The organism is Hallella bergensis DSM 17361, from assembly GCF_000160535.1.
Taxonomy (GTDB): domain Bacteria; phylum Bacteroidota; class Bacteroidia; order Bacteroidales; family Bacteroidaceae; genus Prevotella; species Prevotella bergensis.
In genome coordinates, this window is record NZ_GG704781.1 from 326164 (window position 1) to 343350 (window position 17187).

General features: G+C 42.6%; 17 protein-coding genes and 1 tRNA gene. 13 read left to right on the forward strand and 5 right to left on the reverse strand.

Going from position 1 to position 17187, the window contains the following annotated elements:
* Window positions 1–94 precede the first annotated feature (94 nt).
* The 5 genes from HMPREF0645_RS05285 (at window position 95) to HMPREF0645_RS05305 (ending at window position 3269) form a co-directional block, all read left to right on the forward strand.
* Window positions 95–1348 carry a sigma 54-interacting transcriptional regulator gene (locus HMPREF0645_RS05285; protein ID WP_007173874.1) on the forward strand — a complete coding sequence of 418 codons (1254 nt, stop codon included), beginning with the start codon at window positions 95–97 and terminating at the stop codon, window positions 1346–1348.
* 19 nt (window positions 1349–1367) lie between these two features.
* On the forward strand, window positions 1368–1907 hold the full coding sequence (locus HMPREF0645_RS05290; RefSeq protein ID WP_044123422.1) for an LptE family protein: 540 nt from the start codon (window positions 1368–1370) through the stop codon (window positions 1905–1907).
* Between the two features lie 30 nt (window positions 1908–1937).
* Entirely contained in the window at window positions 1938–2708 is a 771-nt protein-coding gene (locus HMPREF0645_RS05295; protein WP_007173876.1) for a tetratricopeptide repeat protein, read from the forward strand.
* A 10-nt stretch (window positions 2709–2718) separates the two neighbouring features.
* The gene (gene secG, locus HMPREF0645_RS05300; RefSeq protein WP_007173877.1) at window positions 2719–3114 is read left to right on the forward strand and encodes a preprotein translocase subunit SecG; all 396 of its coding nucleotides are present in this window, start codon (window positions 2719–2721) and stop codon (window positions 3112–3114) included.
* 79 nt (window positions 3115–3193) lie between these two features.
* Window positions 3194–3269: transfer RNA gene (locus tag HMPREF0645_RS05305), tRNA-His, on the forward strand.
* A 270-nt stretch (window positions 3270–3539) separates the two neighbouring features.
* On the opposite strand, the gene HMPREF0645_RS05310 is transcribed toward HMPREF0645_RS05305, so the two are convergent.
* On the reverse strand, window positions 3540–4439 hold the full coding sequence (locus HMPREF0645_RS05310) for a FimB/Mfa2 family fimbrial subunit (RefSeq protein ID WP_007173878.1): 900 nt from the start codon (window positions 4437–4439) through the stop codon (window positions 3540–3542).
* A gap of 553 nt (window positions 4440–4992) precedes the next feature.
* On the opposite strand from HMPREF0645_RS05310, the gene HMPREF0645_RS05315 reads away from it, so the two are divergent.
* Entirely contained in the window at window positions 4993–5439 is a 447-nt protein-coding gene (locus tag HMPREF0645_RS05315; protein ID WP_007173880.1) for a copper resistance protein NlpE N-terminal domain-containing protein, read from the forward strand.
* Window positions 5440–6190: 751 nt separating this feature from the next.
* Here HMPREF0645_RS05315 and HMPREF0645_RS05320 read toward each other — a convergent pair.
* Window positions 6191–7663, reverse strand: a complete 1473-nt coding sequence (locus HMPREF0645_RS05320) for an alpha-amylase (RefSeq protein ID WP_007173882.1) — start codon at window positions 7661–7663, stop codon at window positions 6191–6193.
* A gap of 311 nt (window positions 7664–7974) precedes the next feature.
* Window positions 7975–8928 carry an IS30 family transposase gene (locus tag HMPREF0645_RS05330; RefSeq protein WP_007173884.1) on the reverse strand — a complete coding sequence of 318 codons (954 nt, stop codon included), beginning with the start codon at window positions 8926–8928 and terminating at the stop codon, window positions 7975–7977.
* Window positions 8929–9308: 380 nt separating this feature from the next.
* Here HMPREF0645_RS05330 and HMPREF0645_RS05335 point away from each other — a divergent pair, with 380 nt between their 5' ends.
* Together HMPREF0645_RS05335 and HMPREF0645_RS05340 are read left to right on the forward strand one after the other, a co-directional pair.
* A complete protein-coding gene (locus tag HMPREF0645_RS05335) occupies window positions 9309–10130 on the forward strand; it encodes a Nif3-like dinuclear metal center hexameric protein (protein ID WP_007173886.1) in 822 nt (273 codons plus the stop codon).
* A gap of 22 nt (window positions 10131–10152) precedes the next feature.
* Window positions 10153–10992, forward strand: coding sequence for a zinc ribbon domain-containing protein (locus tag HMPREF0645_RS05340; RefSeq protein ID WP_007173887.1), 840 nt, complete (start codon window positions 10153–10155; stop codon window positions 10990–10992).
* 112 nt (window positions 10993–11104) lie between these two features.
* Here HMPREF0645_RS05340 and HMPREF0645_RS05345 read toward each other — a convergent pair whose 3' ends face one another.
* Entirely contained in the window at window positions 11105–11926 is an 822-nt protein-coding gene (locus HMPREF0645_RS05345; protein ID WP_007173888.1) for a DnaJ domain-containing protein, read from the reverse strand.
* A gap of 141 nt (window positions 11927–12067) precedes the next feature.
* On the opposite strand from HMPREF0645_RS05345, the gene HMPREF0645_RS05350 reads away from it, so the two are divergent.
* Complete coding sequence (locus tag HMPREF0645_RS05350; RefSeq protein ID WP_007173889.1) at window positions 12068–12277, forward strand: hypothetical protein; 210 nt, start codon at window positions 12068–12070, stop codon at window positions 12275–12277.
* A 133-nt stretch (window positions 12278–12410) separates the two neighbouring features.
* Here the strand turns inward: HMPREF0645_RS05350 and HMPREF0645_RS05355 are convergent, their stop codons facing one another.
* Window positions 12411–12860, reverse strand: a complete 450-nt coding sequence (locus tag HMPREF0645_RS05355) for a type I restriction enzyme HsdR N-terminal domain-containing protein (protein WP_007173890.1) — start codon at window positions 12858–12860, stop codon at window positions 12411–12413.
* A gap of 78 nt (window positions 12861–12938) precedes the next feature.
* Here HMPREF0645_RS05355 and holA point away from each other — a divergent pair, with 78 nt between their 5' ends.
* The 4 genes from holA to HMPREF0645_RS05375 all read left to right on the forward strand — a co-directional run bounded on the left by holA (window position 12939) and on the right by HMPREF0645_RS05375 (window position 17008).
* Window positions 12939–13967: a DNA polymerase III subunit delta gene (holA, locus tag HMPREF0645_RS05360; protein WP_007173891.1), complete on the forward strand. Its 1029-nt coding sequence runs from the start codon at window positions 12939–12941 to the stop codon at window positions 13965–13967.
* 780 nt (window positions 13968–14747) lie between these two features.
* Window positions 14748–15212, forward strand: coding sequence for a helix-turn-helix domain-containing protein (locus HMPREF0645_RS05365; protein WP_007173892.1), 465 nt, complete (start codon window positions 14748–14750; stop codon window positions 15210–15212).
* A 123-nt stretch (window positions 15213–15335) separates the two neighbouring features.
* On the forward strand, window positions 15336–16109 hold the full coding sequence (locus HMPREF0645_RS05370; protein WP_007173893.1) for a dihydroorotate dehydrogenase electron transfer subunit: 774 nt from the start codon (window positions 15336–15338) through the stop codon (window positions 16107–16109).
* On the forward strand, window positions 16103–17008 hold the full coding sequence (locus tag HMPREF0645_RS05375; protein ID WP_007173894.1) for a dihydroorotate dehydrogenase: 906 nt from the start codon (window positions 16103–16105) through the stop codon (window positions 17006–17008). The genes HMPREF0645_RS05370 and HMPREF0645_RS05375 overlap by 7 nt, the downstream gene beginning before the upstream one ends.
* Window positions 17009–17187 lie beyond the last annotated feature (179 nt).

Consider the following 17187-nt stretch of genomic DNA (forward strand, 5'->3'; position numbering starts at 1 on the left):
GATATCTTTGATGGCCGCATCTGAGCGCACGCAATTATCTTTTTTCTGCCATCTTTGCAGTAATCTCAAATAAATTATGTAATTTTGTCAGCCTATGAACGCATCGGAACTGCAAAAAATTAAGCAACGCTATAACATTGTAGGCAACTATAAAGAACTTAATCGGGCTCTTGATGTTGCCATGCAGGTAGCTCTTACCGACCTCAGTGTCCTCATCATTGGAGAAAGTGGTGCGGGTAAGGAAATAATTCCCCGTGTGATTCACGATAACTCCCCGCGCAAACGAGAAAAATACTTTGCGATAAACTGCGGCTCTATTCCCGAGGGCACCATTGATAGTGAGCTTTTCGGACATGAGAAAGGTTCCTTTACCGGGGCAGTAGGCGAAAGCGAGGGCTATTTTGGGATAGCCAACAAGGGAACGATTTTTCTTGATGAGGTGGGTGAGCTTCCCATAGCAACCCAAGCTCGCCTGCTTAGGGTGCTGGAAACAGGTGAGTATATCCGTGTTGGAGGACAAGAAATTCGCAAGACCGATGTGCGCATAGTCGCTGCCACGAATGTTAACATGCATAAGGCTATAACAGAAGGACGTTTCCGGGAAGACCTTTACTATCGTCTCAACACTATCCCTATCCAGATGCCCCCCTTGCGCGATCGTGGCAATGATATCATATTACTGTTTCGGCTTTTTGCGATGCAAATGGCAGAAAAATATCGCATCCCCAAAATAACACTCACGGAAGATGCGAAACAAGTGCTTCTCCAATACAAATGGCCAGGTAACGTGCGTCAGTTGAAAAACATCACTGAGCAGATATCTATACTCAGTGAGACAAGGGAGCTTAATGCAGAACAACTCAAGCGCTACATCCCCATAGATCCTGAGAGTACCCAATTGGCCACTATCAATCAACCCGGAAACCACTCTTATGAAAGTGAACGGGAAATACTATACAAAATTCTTTATGAACTCCGGGGTAATGTATCTGATCTGAGACGCGACTTGAACAGATTGCGTAAGCAGTTGGATGATACGCACGAGTTGAACGAAACTATTGCCTATCAAAACAACAAGTTTATAGAAGCTAATAACCCTCAGCTCCCCACACATACAAAAGGCTCACATAGCATGAGTGCCGTTGCTTCGTCTTCTGCAATCGAAGCAGAGGCTGAGGAAATTAAAGCTGAACCAGAGAGCCTCAACTTGAATGATTTGGGGAGGCAGATGGTTGAAAAAGCTCTGGAAAGAAATGGGGGCAATAGAAAGAAAGCCGCTCAAGAATTAGGCATTTCCGACCGCACACTCTATAGAAGGATTAAGCAATATGGGTTGGACAAGAAATAAATTCTCGCATCATACAGATATGAAATTCGATGCCAAAAGAAATCGAAAGTGTGCCTTAGCCAGCACACTTGGGGTGCTAATAGTGTCCGTTATACTTATATCTTGCAAAGTGAGCTATAGTTTTAATGGTTCCAGCATCGACTACACCAAGACTAAAACCATACAAATAGCTGACTTCCCCATTCGCAGTAGTTATGTGTGGGGACCAATGGCACCCTTGTTCAACAATCAACTGAAAGACACCTACGCCAACCACACACGTCTGACACAAGTTAAACGTGATGGCGATTTGGTAGTAGAAGGAGAGATTACACAGTATTCCCAACGCAACAAATCTGTTTCAAGCGAAGGCCATTCGGCTCAAACAGAGCTGTCGATGACCGTTAATGTGCGCTTCATCAATAATATCAATCATAATGAGGATTTTGAGCGGTCGTTCACAGCTACGCAGACCTACGAGACAACACAAAACCTAAATAGTGTCCAGGAAGAGCTTGTCACACAAATGTGCAAAGATCTTACGGATCAGATTTTTAATGCAACAGTAGCCAACTGGTAAACCCCGCCAACCAATATCTATTATAATGTTATGGATATAGCAAATCTTATCAAACACCCTGAATTGCTTGACAGCGAAACTCTTTACGATCTCCGCAGTCTGTTGGCGCTGTATCCATACTACCAAACTGCAAGGCTGTTGCTCTTGCAAAACCTATATCTTCTCCACGATCCTACGTTCAACGATGAACTAAAGCGAGCAGCCATATACATTACCGACCGTAGGGTTATATTTAACCTTGTGGAAGCGGCACACTATAGGTTCAAGTTGGCAGACACTATCCAAAACAAGGAAGCGCTCGATAAGACGCCGGACAAGACTACAGGAAAACAAGATCGAACGATCTCGCTCATCAACCATTTCCTCGATACCATACCCGAGGAAAAAGAGCCGGAATCCAAGACCAAGCGCCGACCCACTCCGGCTGATGCTGCAGTCGACTATGTTTCTTACTTACTCGAGACAGAGAGTGAGGAGGATGATAAACACGACTTGGCACCACAACTGAAAGGGCAGGATTTGATAGATAATTTCATAAACAATGAAAGTAAAAAAATCAAACTGAAGGAGGAGCCGGAATACATGCCCACACTTGAAGAGGCAAACGACGAAGGTGAAAAAGATGGCAATGAGGGATATTTTACGGAAACACTGGCAAAAATTTATATCAAACAAGGTAGATATGACAAGGCGCTTGAAATAATTCAACGAATAAATTTGAATTATCCAAAAAAAAGTGCTTACTTTGCAGACCAAATACGTTTTTTGGAAAAGTTGATTTTAAATAATAAAAATAAATAAGTAAAGAATTATGTACACATTTTTTGTAGTTCTTATTGTCTTGGTATCGCTGTTGATGATTTTCATCGTGCTCATCCAAGAATCTAAAGGAGGCGGCTTGGCAAGCAACTTCTCATCTTCTAATGCCATCATGGGTGTGCGCAAGACCACCGATTTCGTAGAGAAAGCAACATGGGGGCTTGCCGCTTTGATGGTTGTCTTCAGTATTGTTTGTGCCTACACGGCTCCGCAAGCATCTACCAGTCAAAGTGTGCTTGAGAAAGCTGCCACAGAAACACAAACGACCAATCCCATTAACACTCAGGGATTTCAAGCTGCGCCTGCTGAGGGAACAGCCCCGAAGGGAACGCAAAACGGACAGGCTCCGGCCGCAGCTCCCAAGGCACCCGTTACTCCTGCAAAATAAAAAAAAAGGAGGATTTATTTGGTTAAATCAAATAAATCCTCTACCTTTGCACTCGCCTTAAAAAAGGTATTGATAACACGGTGGACGTAGTTCAGTTGGTTAGAGCGTCAGATTGTGGTTCTGAATGTCGTGGGTTCGAGTCCCACCTTCCACCCTCCAAGAAAACAAGCGGAAAGCCCGATAAACAAAGGCTTCCCGCTTTTATTTTATCCTACAGGAATTGACAAAGAATCGTTGAAAGTAAGTTCTGAAATCAGAAAGTAGTTAATAAAAACGGACTAAAAGGAATTAATCACGGCAACATAAAAGCTGTAATTAAAAAGGTAAACAGAAAGCAGGACTGCACACAGGAACACTCACAAACTGGAGGAAGACGCCTGAGCCCATACATGCAGTGATTAAATAGATGAGAGATGTTATAGGATTCAATATAAGGTTTCTCTCTTGTCCCACTCGTCCTCTGAATAAAAGTTAAGCTGAAGAGAACCATTGCCAAGTCCCCCTTCCTCTGAATCGCCATTAAAGAAATTGCCTTTGTATTGGGTTATCATATTCCTTTTAATCTCAACATTCTCAAAATTCTTCTGGTAAAGCACATTATTGTTACTAGCGTGGGCAGTGACCTGCATTTTTAGGACATTGCTGTCTGACCGTGGGAAAGTATAGACTTCAAAGACTCCGGATTTGCCTTGCATATCCTTTGTGACATACTTTGGCTCTGTTTGTCTGGAGTTTACAGATCCTACACCATGCACCGCATCAAAAGTTGAGCTACCTCCTGTGTAGTAAAAGCGAATCAATGCAACATCAGACGGAATCTTGTCGGATATAACCAAACGGAACATGGCCACTGCACGCCTCAACGTAAGATCGTACGAACCCCCGTCCTTCAGCTCCACATCCTCACTATAATAGAATGTGTCAGTCACCTTACCATCAAAACTGATTTTTTGCGGATTGCTCATGGTTGGGTTTTTCTCGCCACTATGTGCAATTACCACAACTTTATAGATGCCCTCTGCGACAACCAGTTTCATATGCCCAAAATTGCTGTCGGCTGTCGTCTGATTGATTTGCTTCACTTTTTCGCCGTTTTTATACAGGGCCAAGCTGATACGATTGCACACTGACGACACATCGGTTCCACGCGATGCAAAGGTTTGGTCAAACGGAATTTGCTCCAAGTGAGAAATATTAAACTCTACTGCTTTGGGGTTTTTGACATCTTCGTCCCCGTCTGCCTCATCGATTATCATCTTTTGGCAGGCCACAAACGAAACACACAATGCGAAAAACATCATTCGTAACAAAAAAACTCTTTTCATAAATTTTTAGTAGTTAATGTAATTATCGACAAACTTACATAAAATTCTCGATTTGTAAGTCAGTTATACAAAAAAAATGATGACCATTGTTCCTAAAAACATGTAGTTTCTTGATTTAGGTTGACTACCTTAGAGGCTTATCCTTGGAAAAAGTTGACTCAGTTAAACATTATATGGTGTCATCATGTCAATACCCATTCTCTGATATAATAAACCGAAAAGCCTACGCTTATTTTCGTTTCAAGGAGACGGGTCTCATCATACTTGTAATAGGCCTGCTTCGTCACGCCAAATTGTGTGCAAAGACTCGACACCCGGTAATGTCTTGAGTATTCTGCATGCAGGTTCTTTACTGCTTGCCGTCAACTTTTTTAGGGAAAGACATTTCATGATATACTTCACGGATGCAGCAGGACACATGATAACCCTTCCGGTATCTATCAAAATAACGCAATAAAGAAAAAATATTATGTGAATCCATACAACAAAGCTGCCTAAGGCACGTTATAGATGTAAAGACTCACAGATTTAATTTTTAAAAACAGAAAGTAAAATGAAGAAAACAACTTTTATTCTCTTCGCATGCGCAGCCATTATGGCAGCCTGTAACGAAAGTAAGAAAGCAACGCCAGTTGCAACAGAAGACACTGTAGCTGTAGATTCTGTAGTTTACGAAGGAATGACGCCTGCAGCCGACTGCCACGGCATTAATTATCGGTTAGCCATGTCTCAGGACTCTACCATGGGATTCAACTTGAATCAGAGTTACATGAAGTCTGAAACCGAGGTGGACACAAGTTTCAACTATAATGGCACTGCCATTGCTGTCACCAAGACGATTGACGGTAAGGAAAACAACTACTTCAAGTTGCCTTTGGAAGAGAACGATACGCTCTTTTTCATGGTGCTCAACGACTCCACACTCCGCATGGTTAATGCTGAATTCGAGGAGCCTGTCAAAACAGAAGGCATGTCTTACGATTTGAAACTCGTGAGGTAATCTTTGTAAAATAATACGTCAAGTCCGCCAAGGGTAGAATTTCCCTTGACGGACTTATTTCTTATCTTCAAACTGCGATTAAATTGTTTCTACAGACAATTGATACTATATAAGTTTACACCAAAAATTGTCAATAAAACATCACAGAAAACGGGGTTTGATTTTGTGAACAATTAGACAAGATTGCGCCATCTTTCTTGACTTTAAAATCTTTTCTGGGCAATAATTGTTCTTGTTTTGTTTCCGATTGGATAGTATTCGTAACGTGCTTAGCGTGTTACCGTATGATGACAAAAGCCTAAACGTCTGCCGAGTAAGCCTTAGTCGGAGTGCGATCGGTGCTTTCTCACGATGATTTTTCCGATTAGGGAAACCATGTAAATGGGGCTTTTATTACAAGTGTTTAGTTTCCAGATGATTACGAAACGGGCTGATTTTTTCGTTTTTTTCGGATAAATTGTTTTTGTTTCCTAAATACGCGACGTATGCAACGATGTTTGTCATCATTATTCATTATCTTTTGATAACATCAATGGAAGAATAACTATTCAGCAATATTGTTCATGACAAATTCTGTCTCAGCACTAACTTGACTATCGACCAGAACACGGTTATCCGCAATATGAAAAGTCTTTGATTATCAACGGAAATGGGAAATGGAAAAATGGGAATCACATCCCCAAAATTTCCCATTTCCCATAATCATGGATGCCCTCTATATGTCAGATGGCTGATAAACCACCTGCAAAAACTATTCTGGAACCCACACGGAGACATTCCCTGCCGGACAGGTAAAGTTGCCCCAACCATTCTCATCAATCTGAATCTTGTGGTCGAATCTGCCTAACAAATCGTAGAAATACTGCCCAGCATAAGCCTTTCCTACTTCCATGGGTTTCTCGTATTGATCCTTGTTGCTCATCACCACGGCACATCCTCGGTTATATCCATCGCCCTCGCGTGTCCAACCAAGGCAGTTGGCGTCTTCAAAATAATCGCGCTGTGTGCCATAAGCATTTTCTTTTCGGGCTTTCAACAGGCCATCAATGCCATCAACCTTATCCAAGAAAATCTCATAATCGTTGCCATCCTTGCCCTTATCCGTATAATGAGCGCCAAACAAATCGGGATAGAATACGCAAGGATACCCATCTTGTCGCAATAAAATGAGGGCATAAGCCAAAGGCTTGAACCACGCTTCTACCGGTGCTTCTAACGCCTGTAAGGGTTGGGTGTCGTGGTTGTCGACCACTGTCACTGCCTTGTCAGGACGGGCTGACAACAGCGTTTCATCAAAGATGCGTCGCAAGTCGTAATCACCGCCACTGTTGGAGGCATTATGGAAGTTTTGCTGCAGTGATGCGTCGAACAGGCTCATGCATCCATCTGTAGCTTCCAGATAATCGAGCATCAACGGAAGCAGACCCGGTGTCCAGTATTCACCCACGGCAAAAATGTCTTTTCCGGTGTTCGATCGCAATAGATTCAGCCATTCTTTATAGAATTCAGGCGATTGATGCTTCACGGCATCCAGTCGCACACCGTCGAAAAACACTTGGTCGTGATACCATTTACCCCAGTCGTTCAGTTCCTTGCGAACATAGGGATTTCGGTGTTCAATGTCGTTGTACATCAAATAGTCGTAATTACCTTTCTCCGTACCAACAACAGATTCCCAGCCATCGCCATGGTCGTTGATGATTTGGAAGATGCCCTTGTCCTGCCCAACTGCATAATCTACGCCGGAGAAGCAAGTGAAATCCCACTTAAATTTAGAATATTTGTCGCCTCGACCCGGGAAAGTAAACTTGGTATAGCCTTCTATTTCGAAAGGGGCTGATATGTTTTTTTGGCGGTTGTTGGGATCTACTTTCACCACGTGAAAGTGTTCTGTCTCATCACCACCGGCCTTGTGATTAAGCACCACATCAACCATCACCGAAACATCCTTGCTCTGTAATGTTTTGCAAGCATCGATGTATTCGTCCTTGGTGCCGTATTTCGTGGCAACACATCCTTTCTGATCAAATTCTCCCAGGTCAAACAAGTCATAGGAATCGTAGCCAACAGAGTTGTCACCACTAGCTGCCTTGTATGCTGGGGGAAACCACACCATAGTGATTCCTAACTCTTGAAGCTGATCGGAAATCTCTTTCATGTGTTTGTAAAACACGCCGTTTCCTTCTGTGTACCAGTGGAAACCTTGCAAAATAGTTTGATTCATACCTTTATCTCTTTATGTAAAGCGTTTATTAAAAATGAAGTGTTGGTTGGCAAAAGCCGTTACTTGAACTGGTGCGAAGTTGATTTGCTTGTTGCAGCTGATGGGTTTGTAAACGTTGTCATTCACTTGAATGGGTTATTTGATTGGCACCTTTTTCAAAAAATATGCGCAAAGGGTAACCTCATGGTGACTGAAAAACATTCATAATGTCGTCGTTTTGTGGATTGTACCATACAAAGATATACATAATACAGGAATGTTCTCGTACAAATTATATTAATTTAAGGCGGATTCCATAAGCAAGTGCAAAGTTATACTATTTTTGTTTTAATCATATCTTTTGGCTTTATAAATCCGTTTTTCTTTCTGGGTCTGTTATTTAATTTTTCGACAATCTCCTTGATGTAATTTTTTGATACTCCTCTGAAATCTGTTTTCTTGGGTATATATTGCCTGATAAGTCCGTTCATGTTTTCTATGGCTCCCTTTTCCCAGGAACAGTACGGATGGGCAAAATAAACAGCCGTCCCTAATTCCCTTGCGATGATCTCATGGGCGGCAAATTCCGACCCGTTATCAGTGGTTATTGTTCTTATGGGCACAGGCAGTTCTTTGAGTAAGTTGACAACGGTATGTGCCAGTGGTACGGCTTGCTTTCCCGTGTCGAGTTTTTCCATGAGCATAAAGCTGCTTTTTCTTTCCACCAACGTCACGATGGCACCTTTGCCGTCCTTTCCCACGATGGTGTCCATTTCCCAATCGCCCATGGTCTGTCCGTTGGCATCCTCAGGCCTTTGCTCAATGGATACCCGATTGGGAATAGGGACCTTAACATCCTTGGATGCCTTCCGTGTTTGTTTTCCTCCACGCCTGAGGTATTTCCTGACATTATCCTTGGTATGCGGAGAGAGTGCTCCTACCCAATTGTATATGGTAGACTTTGACACCATGATGCCTTCTTCCCTTTCAAGCCATCCGGATACCTGCTCGGGTGACCATTGTTCCGTACGGATCAGCTCGAAGACGCGGCTACGCACATAAAGCGGTATGCTACGGTTACCGGGATTCCGAGCCTTCCGCCGCTTGGCCTTCAGTACGGCCGTACGAGGGTCATATACTCCTTTGGAATTGGAATTGCGTCGCTTCTCACGTGAGACAGTACTTACATTCACGCCGATGATTCCGGCGATATAACTATTTGAAAAATTCTTTTGGAGTAATACGCTTATTGTGTATCTTTGCTTCGGGATTAATTGCTTATACATAACAACACAAAATTAATTAATCTTATCGAGGGGAACGAAAGTTCTCCTCTTTTTGTATTGCTTAAGCAATCCGCTGGTGCTCTTCGGGGGCTTCGCGCCCCCGGCCGCAAGGCAAACCTCCGCGGTGTTTTTCATGTTTTTTATACACCGCAGGCTTTGCACTTCTAATTGGAATTAGCGCTATTGTAACCATTCAGCAATAGTCATAGGTCATACGCCATCCCCCATCCTACAATGATAGGATGGGAGATGGTATATGGCTATTGCATAGTTACCTAAAGCGCTTTTATTTGTTAAATATGACAAAAGAGTGTTGCGCGGCCTTCTAATTCTTCTTTATATTTACTATCTTTGTACTTTAAAATAAAAACGTACATAGCGTGAAAATACGAGAAGTGGTGTATGCCCTTGAACGTTTCGCGCCTCTGCCCCTGCAGGCTGGATTTGATAATGCCGGTTTGCAGGTAGGATTAACAGAAGCGGAAGTCTCAGGGGCATTGTTGTGTCTTGATATAACCGAGCAGATTGTGGACGAAGCAATCGGTTTGGGTTGTAATCTCATTGTGTCCCATCATCCGCTTATTTTTCATAAGTTGGCGAGGATTGTTGGAGAGAATGATGTTCAGCGCACGGTGATGAAAGCCATTGAAAACCATATTGTGATTGTTTCTATGCACACCAACATGGATTGTGCCAAGGGAGGTGTGAACCACAAAATCGCGGAAAAGATGGGGTTGGACAATCTGCGTTTCTTTGGAAAGGAGCAGATAGTGGAAGCTCCGGCGATGGAAGGGGAGGCGACTCCGGTCATGGTTGAAGGCGGTGAGGGTGTGATTGGTGAGTTTGAGAGGCCGATGGCGGCTGACGACTTTATCATCATGCTTAAGCGGGTGTTCAATGTGGAATGTGTGATGGCCAATCAGCTGCTGAGACGCGACATCAAGACCGTGGCGGTTTGTGGTGGCTCAGGTTCATTTCTTCTCCAAGAGGCGGTGACACAGAAAGCTGATGCTTTTGTGACAGGCGAGATGCAGTATCATGATTATTTTGATCACGAACAGGAAATCCAGATAGCAGTGATCGGTCATTATCAGAGCGAGCAGTACACCAACGAGGTGTTTCGGGAGATTATCGAAGATCAATGCCTCGGCGTGAAATGTTATCTGACCAAGACCAATACCAATCCGATAATTTACTTGTAAATTTTAAACATATTTATATATTATGGCAAAGAAAGACCCTAAAGAATTGTCTGTAGAAGAGAAATTGTCTACTCTTTATCAGTTGCAGACTGCCTTGTCGGCAATCGATGAGAAGCGTGCGTTACGTGGCGAGCTGCCTTTGGAAGTGCAAGATCTCGAAGATGAGGTAGAAGGACTGACGACCCGTTATAACAAGATTGAAGGCGAGATAGAGGATTTCCAGTCGGCCATTGCACAGAAACGCAATGACATAGAGACGGCTTTGGCGAGTGTGGAGCGCTACAAGTCTCAGTTGGACGATGTGAGAAACAATCGTGAATACGACACACTGAGCAAGGAAATTGAATTTCAGAGTCTGGAGATCGAGTTGTGTAACAAGAGAATCAAGGAAGCTGCGGTGAAGGTGTCCGAACGTCAGGAAGATTTGGCCAATACGCAGGAAATCATTGATGAGCGCCAGAAAGATTTGGACCACAAACGTGAGGAACTGTCAGAAATCATACAGGAGACTCGTGAAGAGGAAGAGCAACTGAAGGCTAAAGTCAAAGATATGGAGGCTAAGATCGAACCTCGTCTGCTTGATAGCTTCAAACGCATTCGGAAGGGTGCTCGCAATGGGTTGGGACTGGTATATGTTCAGCGCGACGCATGCGGTGGATGCTTCAATAAGATTCCGCCTCAGCGCCAGCTCGATATCAAGATGCACAAGAAAATCATAGTGTGCGAGTATTGCGGTCGTATTCTTATTGATCCGGAATTGGCCGGCATCAAACCGGAGGAGTCGGCAGAGAAGAAGACAAAGCGGAAGCGTACGACTCGGCGCAAGAAGGCTGACGCAGATAGTTCAGCTCCAAAGGCATAGATGATCAGTTGGCAGATGCCCATGTGAAAATGTGAGGATAAGAAAATCCCTCGTCGTCCTGATATGATGGTATGGCGAGGGATTTTTCTATCACATGCATGCGAGAGTGGAATTAAAGCCCGCGCGCTTTCCATATGGTTTCTTTGGCAGCATTTATCTCTTGGAATTTCTTTTCGGCGGCTCTGCGCACGTCCTCTCCAAGGGACGACACCTTGTCGGGATGATGTTGCAGCGCCAGTTTGCGATAAGCGGCCTTGACCTGGCTGTCGGAGGCAGAGGGAGAGATGCCCAGCACTTTATAAGCTGCATCGAGGCTTGTTCCTGCATCTTGGAGGTTGAGCATGGATCCGAGATCGGCCTCGCTAAGGCCAAGATGTAGTGTACATTCCCGTAGGGCGTTGATTTCGGCAGTGACCACAACCCCGTCGGCCTGTGCGAGCAAGACGAGGAAGTTGAGAAGCTGCAGGCGCTGTTCGTAGGACATGTGCTGTCTGATCTGCATACAACTTGACATCACAACACTGCGATATTCTGCGAGTCCCATCTGTTTCTGCTGCTCAAAGAGTTTGAGCATGACCTGTTCACCCTCTGCAACACTGTTTTCGCCAAAGTTGGTGCGCAGCCATTGTCGCATGAGGTTCATCTCTGAGTGCATCACCTTGCTGTCTGCGCGGATGACGTATGAGGCTAAAACGAGTAGTGAAAAAAGAAAGTCGTTGCGTTGACTGCTGTAGGGATTGTTTGGTTGATAACCATATTGATACCGGGAATATCCTGTATTGTTCTGAAAGTTGTCTTCAAAAAAACGTGTGTTGCCATGATCAGAGTCGAACTCAAACAATGAACCCAAGGCGTAACCTGCCAATGCACCGAGGGGACTTCCGGTGACAATAAAACCAAGAACACCGCCAATCCATCTGCCTAATTTGGCCATAATAGTTTATCTTATATATTAATGTGGCAACATTGCCGATACATAATCGTGATGCAAATATACAAAATAATCTTTGTATGGACCCTTTCTGCTGAAAAATTGCTAACTTTGCAACTATAATCAACAAAATACGTATTCATTATGAACATAGCCGTTGCACTTATTGCTTTTCTCATAGTTGCGGTAGTACTCTGGGGAGTTGCTGAGTTGAACTACAAAGGATTCAATTATGAAGAGGATGTTCCTCATCACCCGGATCCAACTGCGCACCAAGGTGGTGAGTATGTTGAGAAGAGTCTGAGGGATATCTTGCAGGACAACAGCACGAAGGGATATAGTGCTGTAGACTAATAATCCTACCTCGGATTAGATAGGATTTCAGATTGTAATAATACGAATATGGCAACGAGGCTTGTTCCGGATGGGGACAGACCTCGTTGCTGTGTATAGAGGAGGAAAGGTACGATGGGAATGATGCAATTTGTCAAAGCTCTTCATACCTTGGGATGTGGTCAAGAAATAAATATTTTTTACCAATATAATCCATTTTGCAACAATAATGTTTCATGCCATTAGACACGATAAGATAGTCGGCATGTAGCAATAGATTGTATGCTGAAATCTGGTCGAATACTTTTTGTGTGATTTCAATAGTTGGCGCCTTGTACTCTATAATCATGCGAGGTTGCAGCGATTGGTTGAAGAGCACGCTGTCGGCACGTAATGTCTTCTGTCCAACTTTCAAACTGATTTCGTTTGCAAGAAGAGTAGACGGGTATCCGAGATGATGAATAAGATAATGTATGAAGCTTTGGCGTACCCACTCCTCCGGCGTGAGTGAAATGTAGCGTCTTCGTAAGATGTCGAAGATGCGGGGATGCTCGCGCGTGCCTTGCAATTTTATATCAAAAGAGGGTAGGTTTAATGGAATCATTTTGTTATCTTTGCATGGATTTTAATGGTGCAAAGATAGCGAATTGTACCGAGATTTTGGAACGTACATTTATAAAACATGCCACAGAAGAAACCCGTTCTCACTTATGATGCGATTATGCGTGAGCTCAAAGCTGGAAGTTTTTCGCCTATTTATGTGTTGATGGGTGAAGAATCTTATTATATAGACCAAATCAGCGACTATATTCTTAACCATGTTTTGAGTCCGGATCAGCAAGCCTTTGATCAGACTGTGGTGTTTGGCGCTGATGTTAATGCAGCGCAGGTGGCAGACTTGGCTATGCAATATCCGATGATGGCATCGCGGAAGGTGATAGTTGTGAAGGAAGCACAGGGCATGAGATCATTTGAGAAGCTGGAGAAATATGCTGAAAATCCACAGCCCAAAACCGTTCTTGTGATTTGTTATAAGAATGGGACGATTAATCGGCGTACGAAGTTCATGGCCGCTGCTGAGCGGGTTGGTGTAGTGTTTGAAAGTAAAAAACTAAAGGATTGGCAACTTCCGAGACATATCCAAATGTATCTGGCAACGCAGAATGTAGGTATAGATGAGAAAAGCGCCAGTATGATAGCTGGATGTATTGGTGCAGACCTGAATCGCTTGCAATCGGAATTGGACAAACTTCTCATTGCACTTCCGGAGAAAGACCGACGCATAACCCCTGAAATGGTTGAAAAAAACATTGGTGTAAGCAAAGATTTCAATGCTTTTGAATTGAGAAGCGCCATAGTTAACAAGGACATTTTTAAAGCGAATCAAATAATCAAATATTTTGACAGTAATCCCAAGGCGGGTTCAGTGTATTCCTTCCTACCTCTGCTTTTTAATTTCTTCCAGAATTTGATGATCGCATACTATGCTCCGAATAGAGGTGATAAAAAAAGTGTCGCAGGATATTTGGATTTACTAAGCGAGTGGGGGGCAGTAGACTATATGACTGGAATGAGAAACTATCCTGCAAAGAAAACTTTGCAGATCCTTTCGAAAATCAGAGAAACAGATACTCAAAGTAAAGGTGTAAACAACCCTAATACTTCTCCTGGGGACTTGATGAAAGAGCTTGTTTTTTTCATTTTTCATTAAAAACACGGTCAAATCATTCCTTATTTTTCTATTTCATGTAGTCTCGAAAGTATAGTTTTATGACTTAACCTTATTGTAATAGGAGAGTTATACAGATTCAATATGCTCAAAATTCGCGTATTTTGAGCTGGCCTTATCGCTTGCCTTAAATTCTTAAAATTTCAGCTTATTTACCACTTTAAGGTAAGTGCAATCTAAAATTAAATTAATTTTACATTTGAAATATCAAATCAACAAACTCAAACCCAAACACCAATCTATGATAATTTAAATTTGCAAATCAAAATCTCAATATATGTAATAAGTTATAATTAAATGGTTTTGAATTCGCAAACACAAATTACCCTATTTAGGAATTTGCATTTATTAATATGCAATATTTGTATATATTACTTTATCCATTGATAACCAGGTATTTAAGATTTTGTGCTAATGGATATTATACATATTTCGATCTATTATAAGTATAAAAGAACGAAAGGAGCTTCAATTCAGTAATTATATGTGTAATTATCTTATTATAATCCATATGTTTACAGGATTATGTTCAATTAGTATATAGATGTCCTAAGTATCATTTTAATTTAAATATACAAATTCAAATTCAAGAAAAGTAAAGTTAGATTTGAGATTTGATATTTTAAATTTCAAACCAACATTTTGAATTATCAAATCTGCTTGATTAAATTTGTGATTTCAAATTTAATGTTTAACTTTGCAAATGGAAGTACTGAATGAAAATAATCAGTTTTTCCATAGTCACCATTCTAATAAAGAAGTATGAAAGACAGGATTAGACAGATCATGGACGATCAACACATGACTCAGAAAGAGTTTGCTCAGTTTACTGGAATATCAGAAGGATCTTTAAGTGGAGTTTTTAATGAACGGACAAGACCAACGATTCAGATGATAGAAACCATACATGAAAAACTTCCAAACATTTCTGTTGAATGGATTATGTTTGGAACGGGGTCAATGTATATAACTGAGAAAAGTCAAACTCCATCTAACGACGCACAAACTTCAGAGAAAAACTCACCTTTGCTTGAAGTGCAAAATTCTTCGTTAACACCTTCTCTTTTTGATGATTCAAAGAGTACACGCGTTGCTGGCGGGGAAGGAGTTTTATCAAATGTAGGCAAAACTGTTGTGAAATATATTGACAAGCCTGAACGAAAAATAACAGAAATCAGAATATTTTACGATGATCAGACTTGGGAAACGTTTGTTCCTAAACGCTAACTTTGTCTTTACATCTGCAATGCATCAACCAAAAAATGCTTACCTTTGTGGAAGATATAATTGTAGAAGGTATAATTGTATTGGAAATAATTGTAGATTACATAATATCAAAGATAGGCACTTATGAAAAAATATTGTCATGACCTGTATATAAGTTCGGTGGATTGGTTAAGTGACAAGCATGTTTTGCTGAGACTTACTCAAGGAGATCCTCTTCCTGAAATGCAGCCGGGCCAGTTTGTAGAGGTCAGAATAGACCATTCTCCTCATACTTTTCTTCGCCGCCCGCTCTCTATTAATTTTATAGATAAGGCGAAAAATGAATTTGGACTTCTTGTTGCAGCGGTTGGTGATGGTACCAGACAAATGATGCGGTTGCGACCTGGTGACCTTCTTAACTGCCTCTTTCCGCTTGGCAATTGTTTTACCCCTCCTGAAGAATTAAGTGAAAAAAGGGTATTGCTTATTGGTGGAGGAGTTGGCGTTGCACCGCTATTGTTTCAAGGACAGCAACTTTCTGAATCGGGCAACAACCCCGTATTTTTACTGGGAGCTCGTTCTTCTTCCGACTTATTGGAACTTGACATGTTTAAGAAACTGGGGACGGTCCATGTAACTACAGAAGACAATACGGCTGGAGAGAAAGGATTTGTGACCAATCATTCCGTGCTGCAACAGGAACATTTTGACATGATTCAGACCTGCGGACCTAAGCCGATGATGATGTCGGTGGCTCGTTATGCCCGCGAAAAGGGAATTGAATGTGAAGCATCTTTGGAGAATCTGATGGCCTGTGGACTTGGAGCTTGTCTGTGTTGTGTGGAGAAGACTGTGAAGGGCAATCAATGCGTGTGTACAGAAGGACCGGTTTTTAATATAAACAGTTTGTTATGGTAGATCTAAGTGTAAAGATAAATCAATTAGAATTAACTAATCCTGTAATGACCGCCAGTGGCACTTTTGGCTACGGTTTGGAGTTTGCCGACCTGGTTCCTTTGAATGAAATTGGAGGCATTATTGTTAAAGGAACTACGCTTGAGCACCGCGAGGGCAATGACTACCCTCGTATGGCCGAAACAGCTTCGGGCATGCTCAACTGCGTCGGACTTCAGAACAAGGGGGCTGATTATTTTTGTGAGCATATTTACCCTCAGGTAAAGGACATCGCTACGAATATTATCGTCAATGTCAGCGGCCATTCGCTTGATTCGTATGCTGCTTGTGCTGCCAAGATAGATGCCTTGGATAAGATACCTGCCATTGAGTTGAATATTTCGTGTCCCAATGTCAAAGAGGGCGGAATGGCCTTCGGTGTGACATGTGAAGGAGCAGCAAGTGTAGTTCGGGCTGTGCGTAAGGTCTACCATAAAACGCTTATCGTGAAGCTTTCCCCCAATGTGACAGATGTTGCGGAAATTGCGCGTGCCTGTGAGGCAGAAGGGGCCGACTCGGTATCACTTATCAACACACTGATGGGCATGGCCATAGATATTGAGCGCAGAAAGCCCAAGCTAAGCATTCGCACGGGCGGTTTGAGTGGACCAGCCGTGAAGCCTGTTGCCGTGCGCATGGTCTGGGATGTATCTCATGCGGTAAAAATACCAGTCATTGGACTTGGAGGAATCATGAATGCGGAGGATGCCATAGAATTTATGATGGCCGGGGCCACTGCCATACAAATTGGGACGGCCAACTTCATAGACCCATCCGTCACGCTTCGGGTAAAAAACGGCATGGCCGAATGGCTCGAACGACACGGATGCAAGAGTGTACAAGAGATTATAGGAGTGGTCTAAAGAGCGATTTTGAAGGCGAACGAAAACGTTTTGTTCGTTTATAAAACTCACCTTTGTTGTGTCGCATGAAGCTGACTTGAGACATCCGATATGGCGAGCTAAAAAGTGGGAACCGCCGTCAGACGGTTCCCTGCTAACACAAAAACTAAACTAAGACTTAACTGAACTGATTTTGGGCC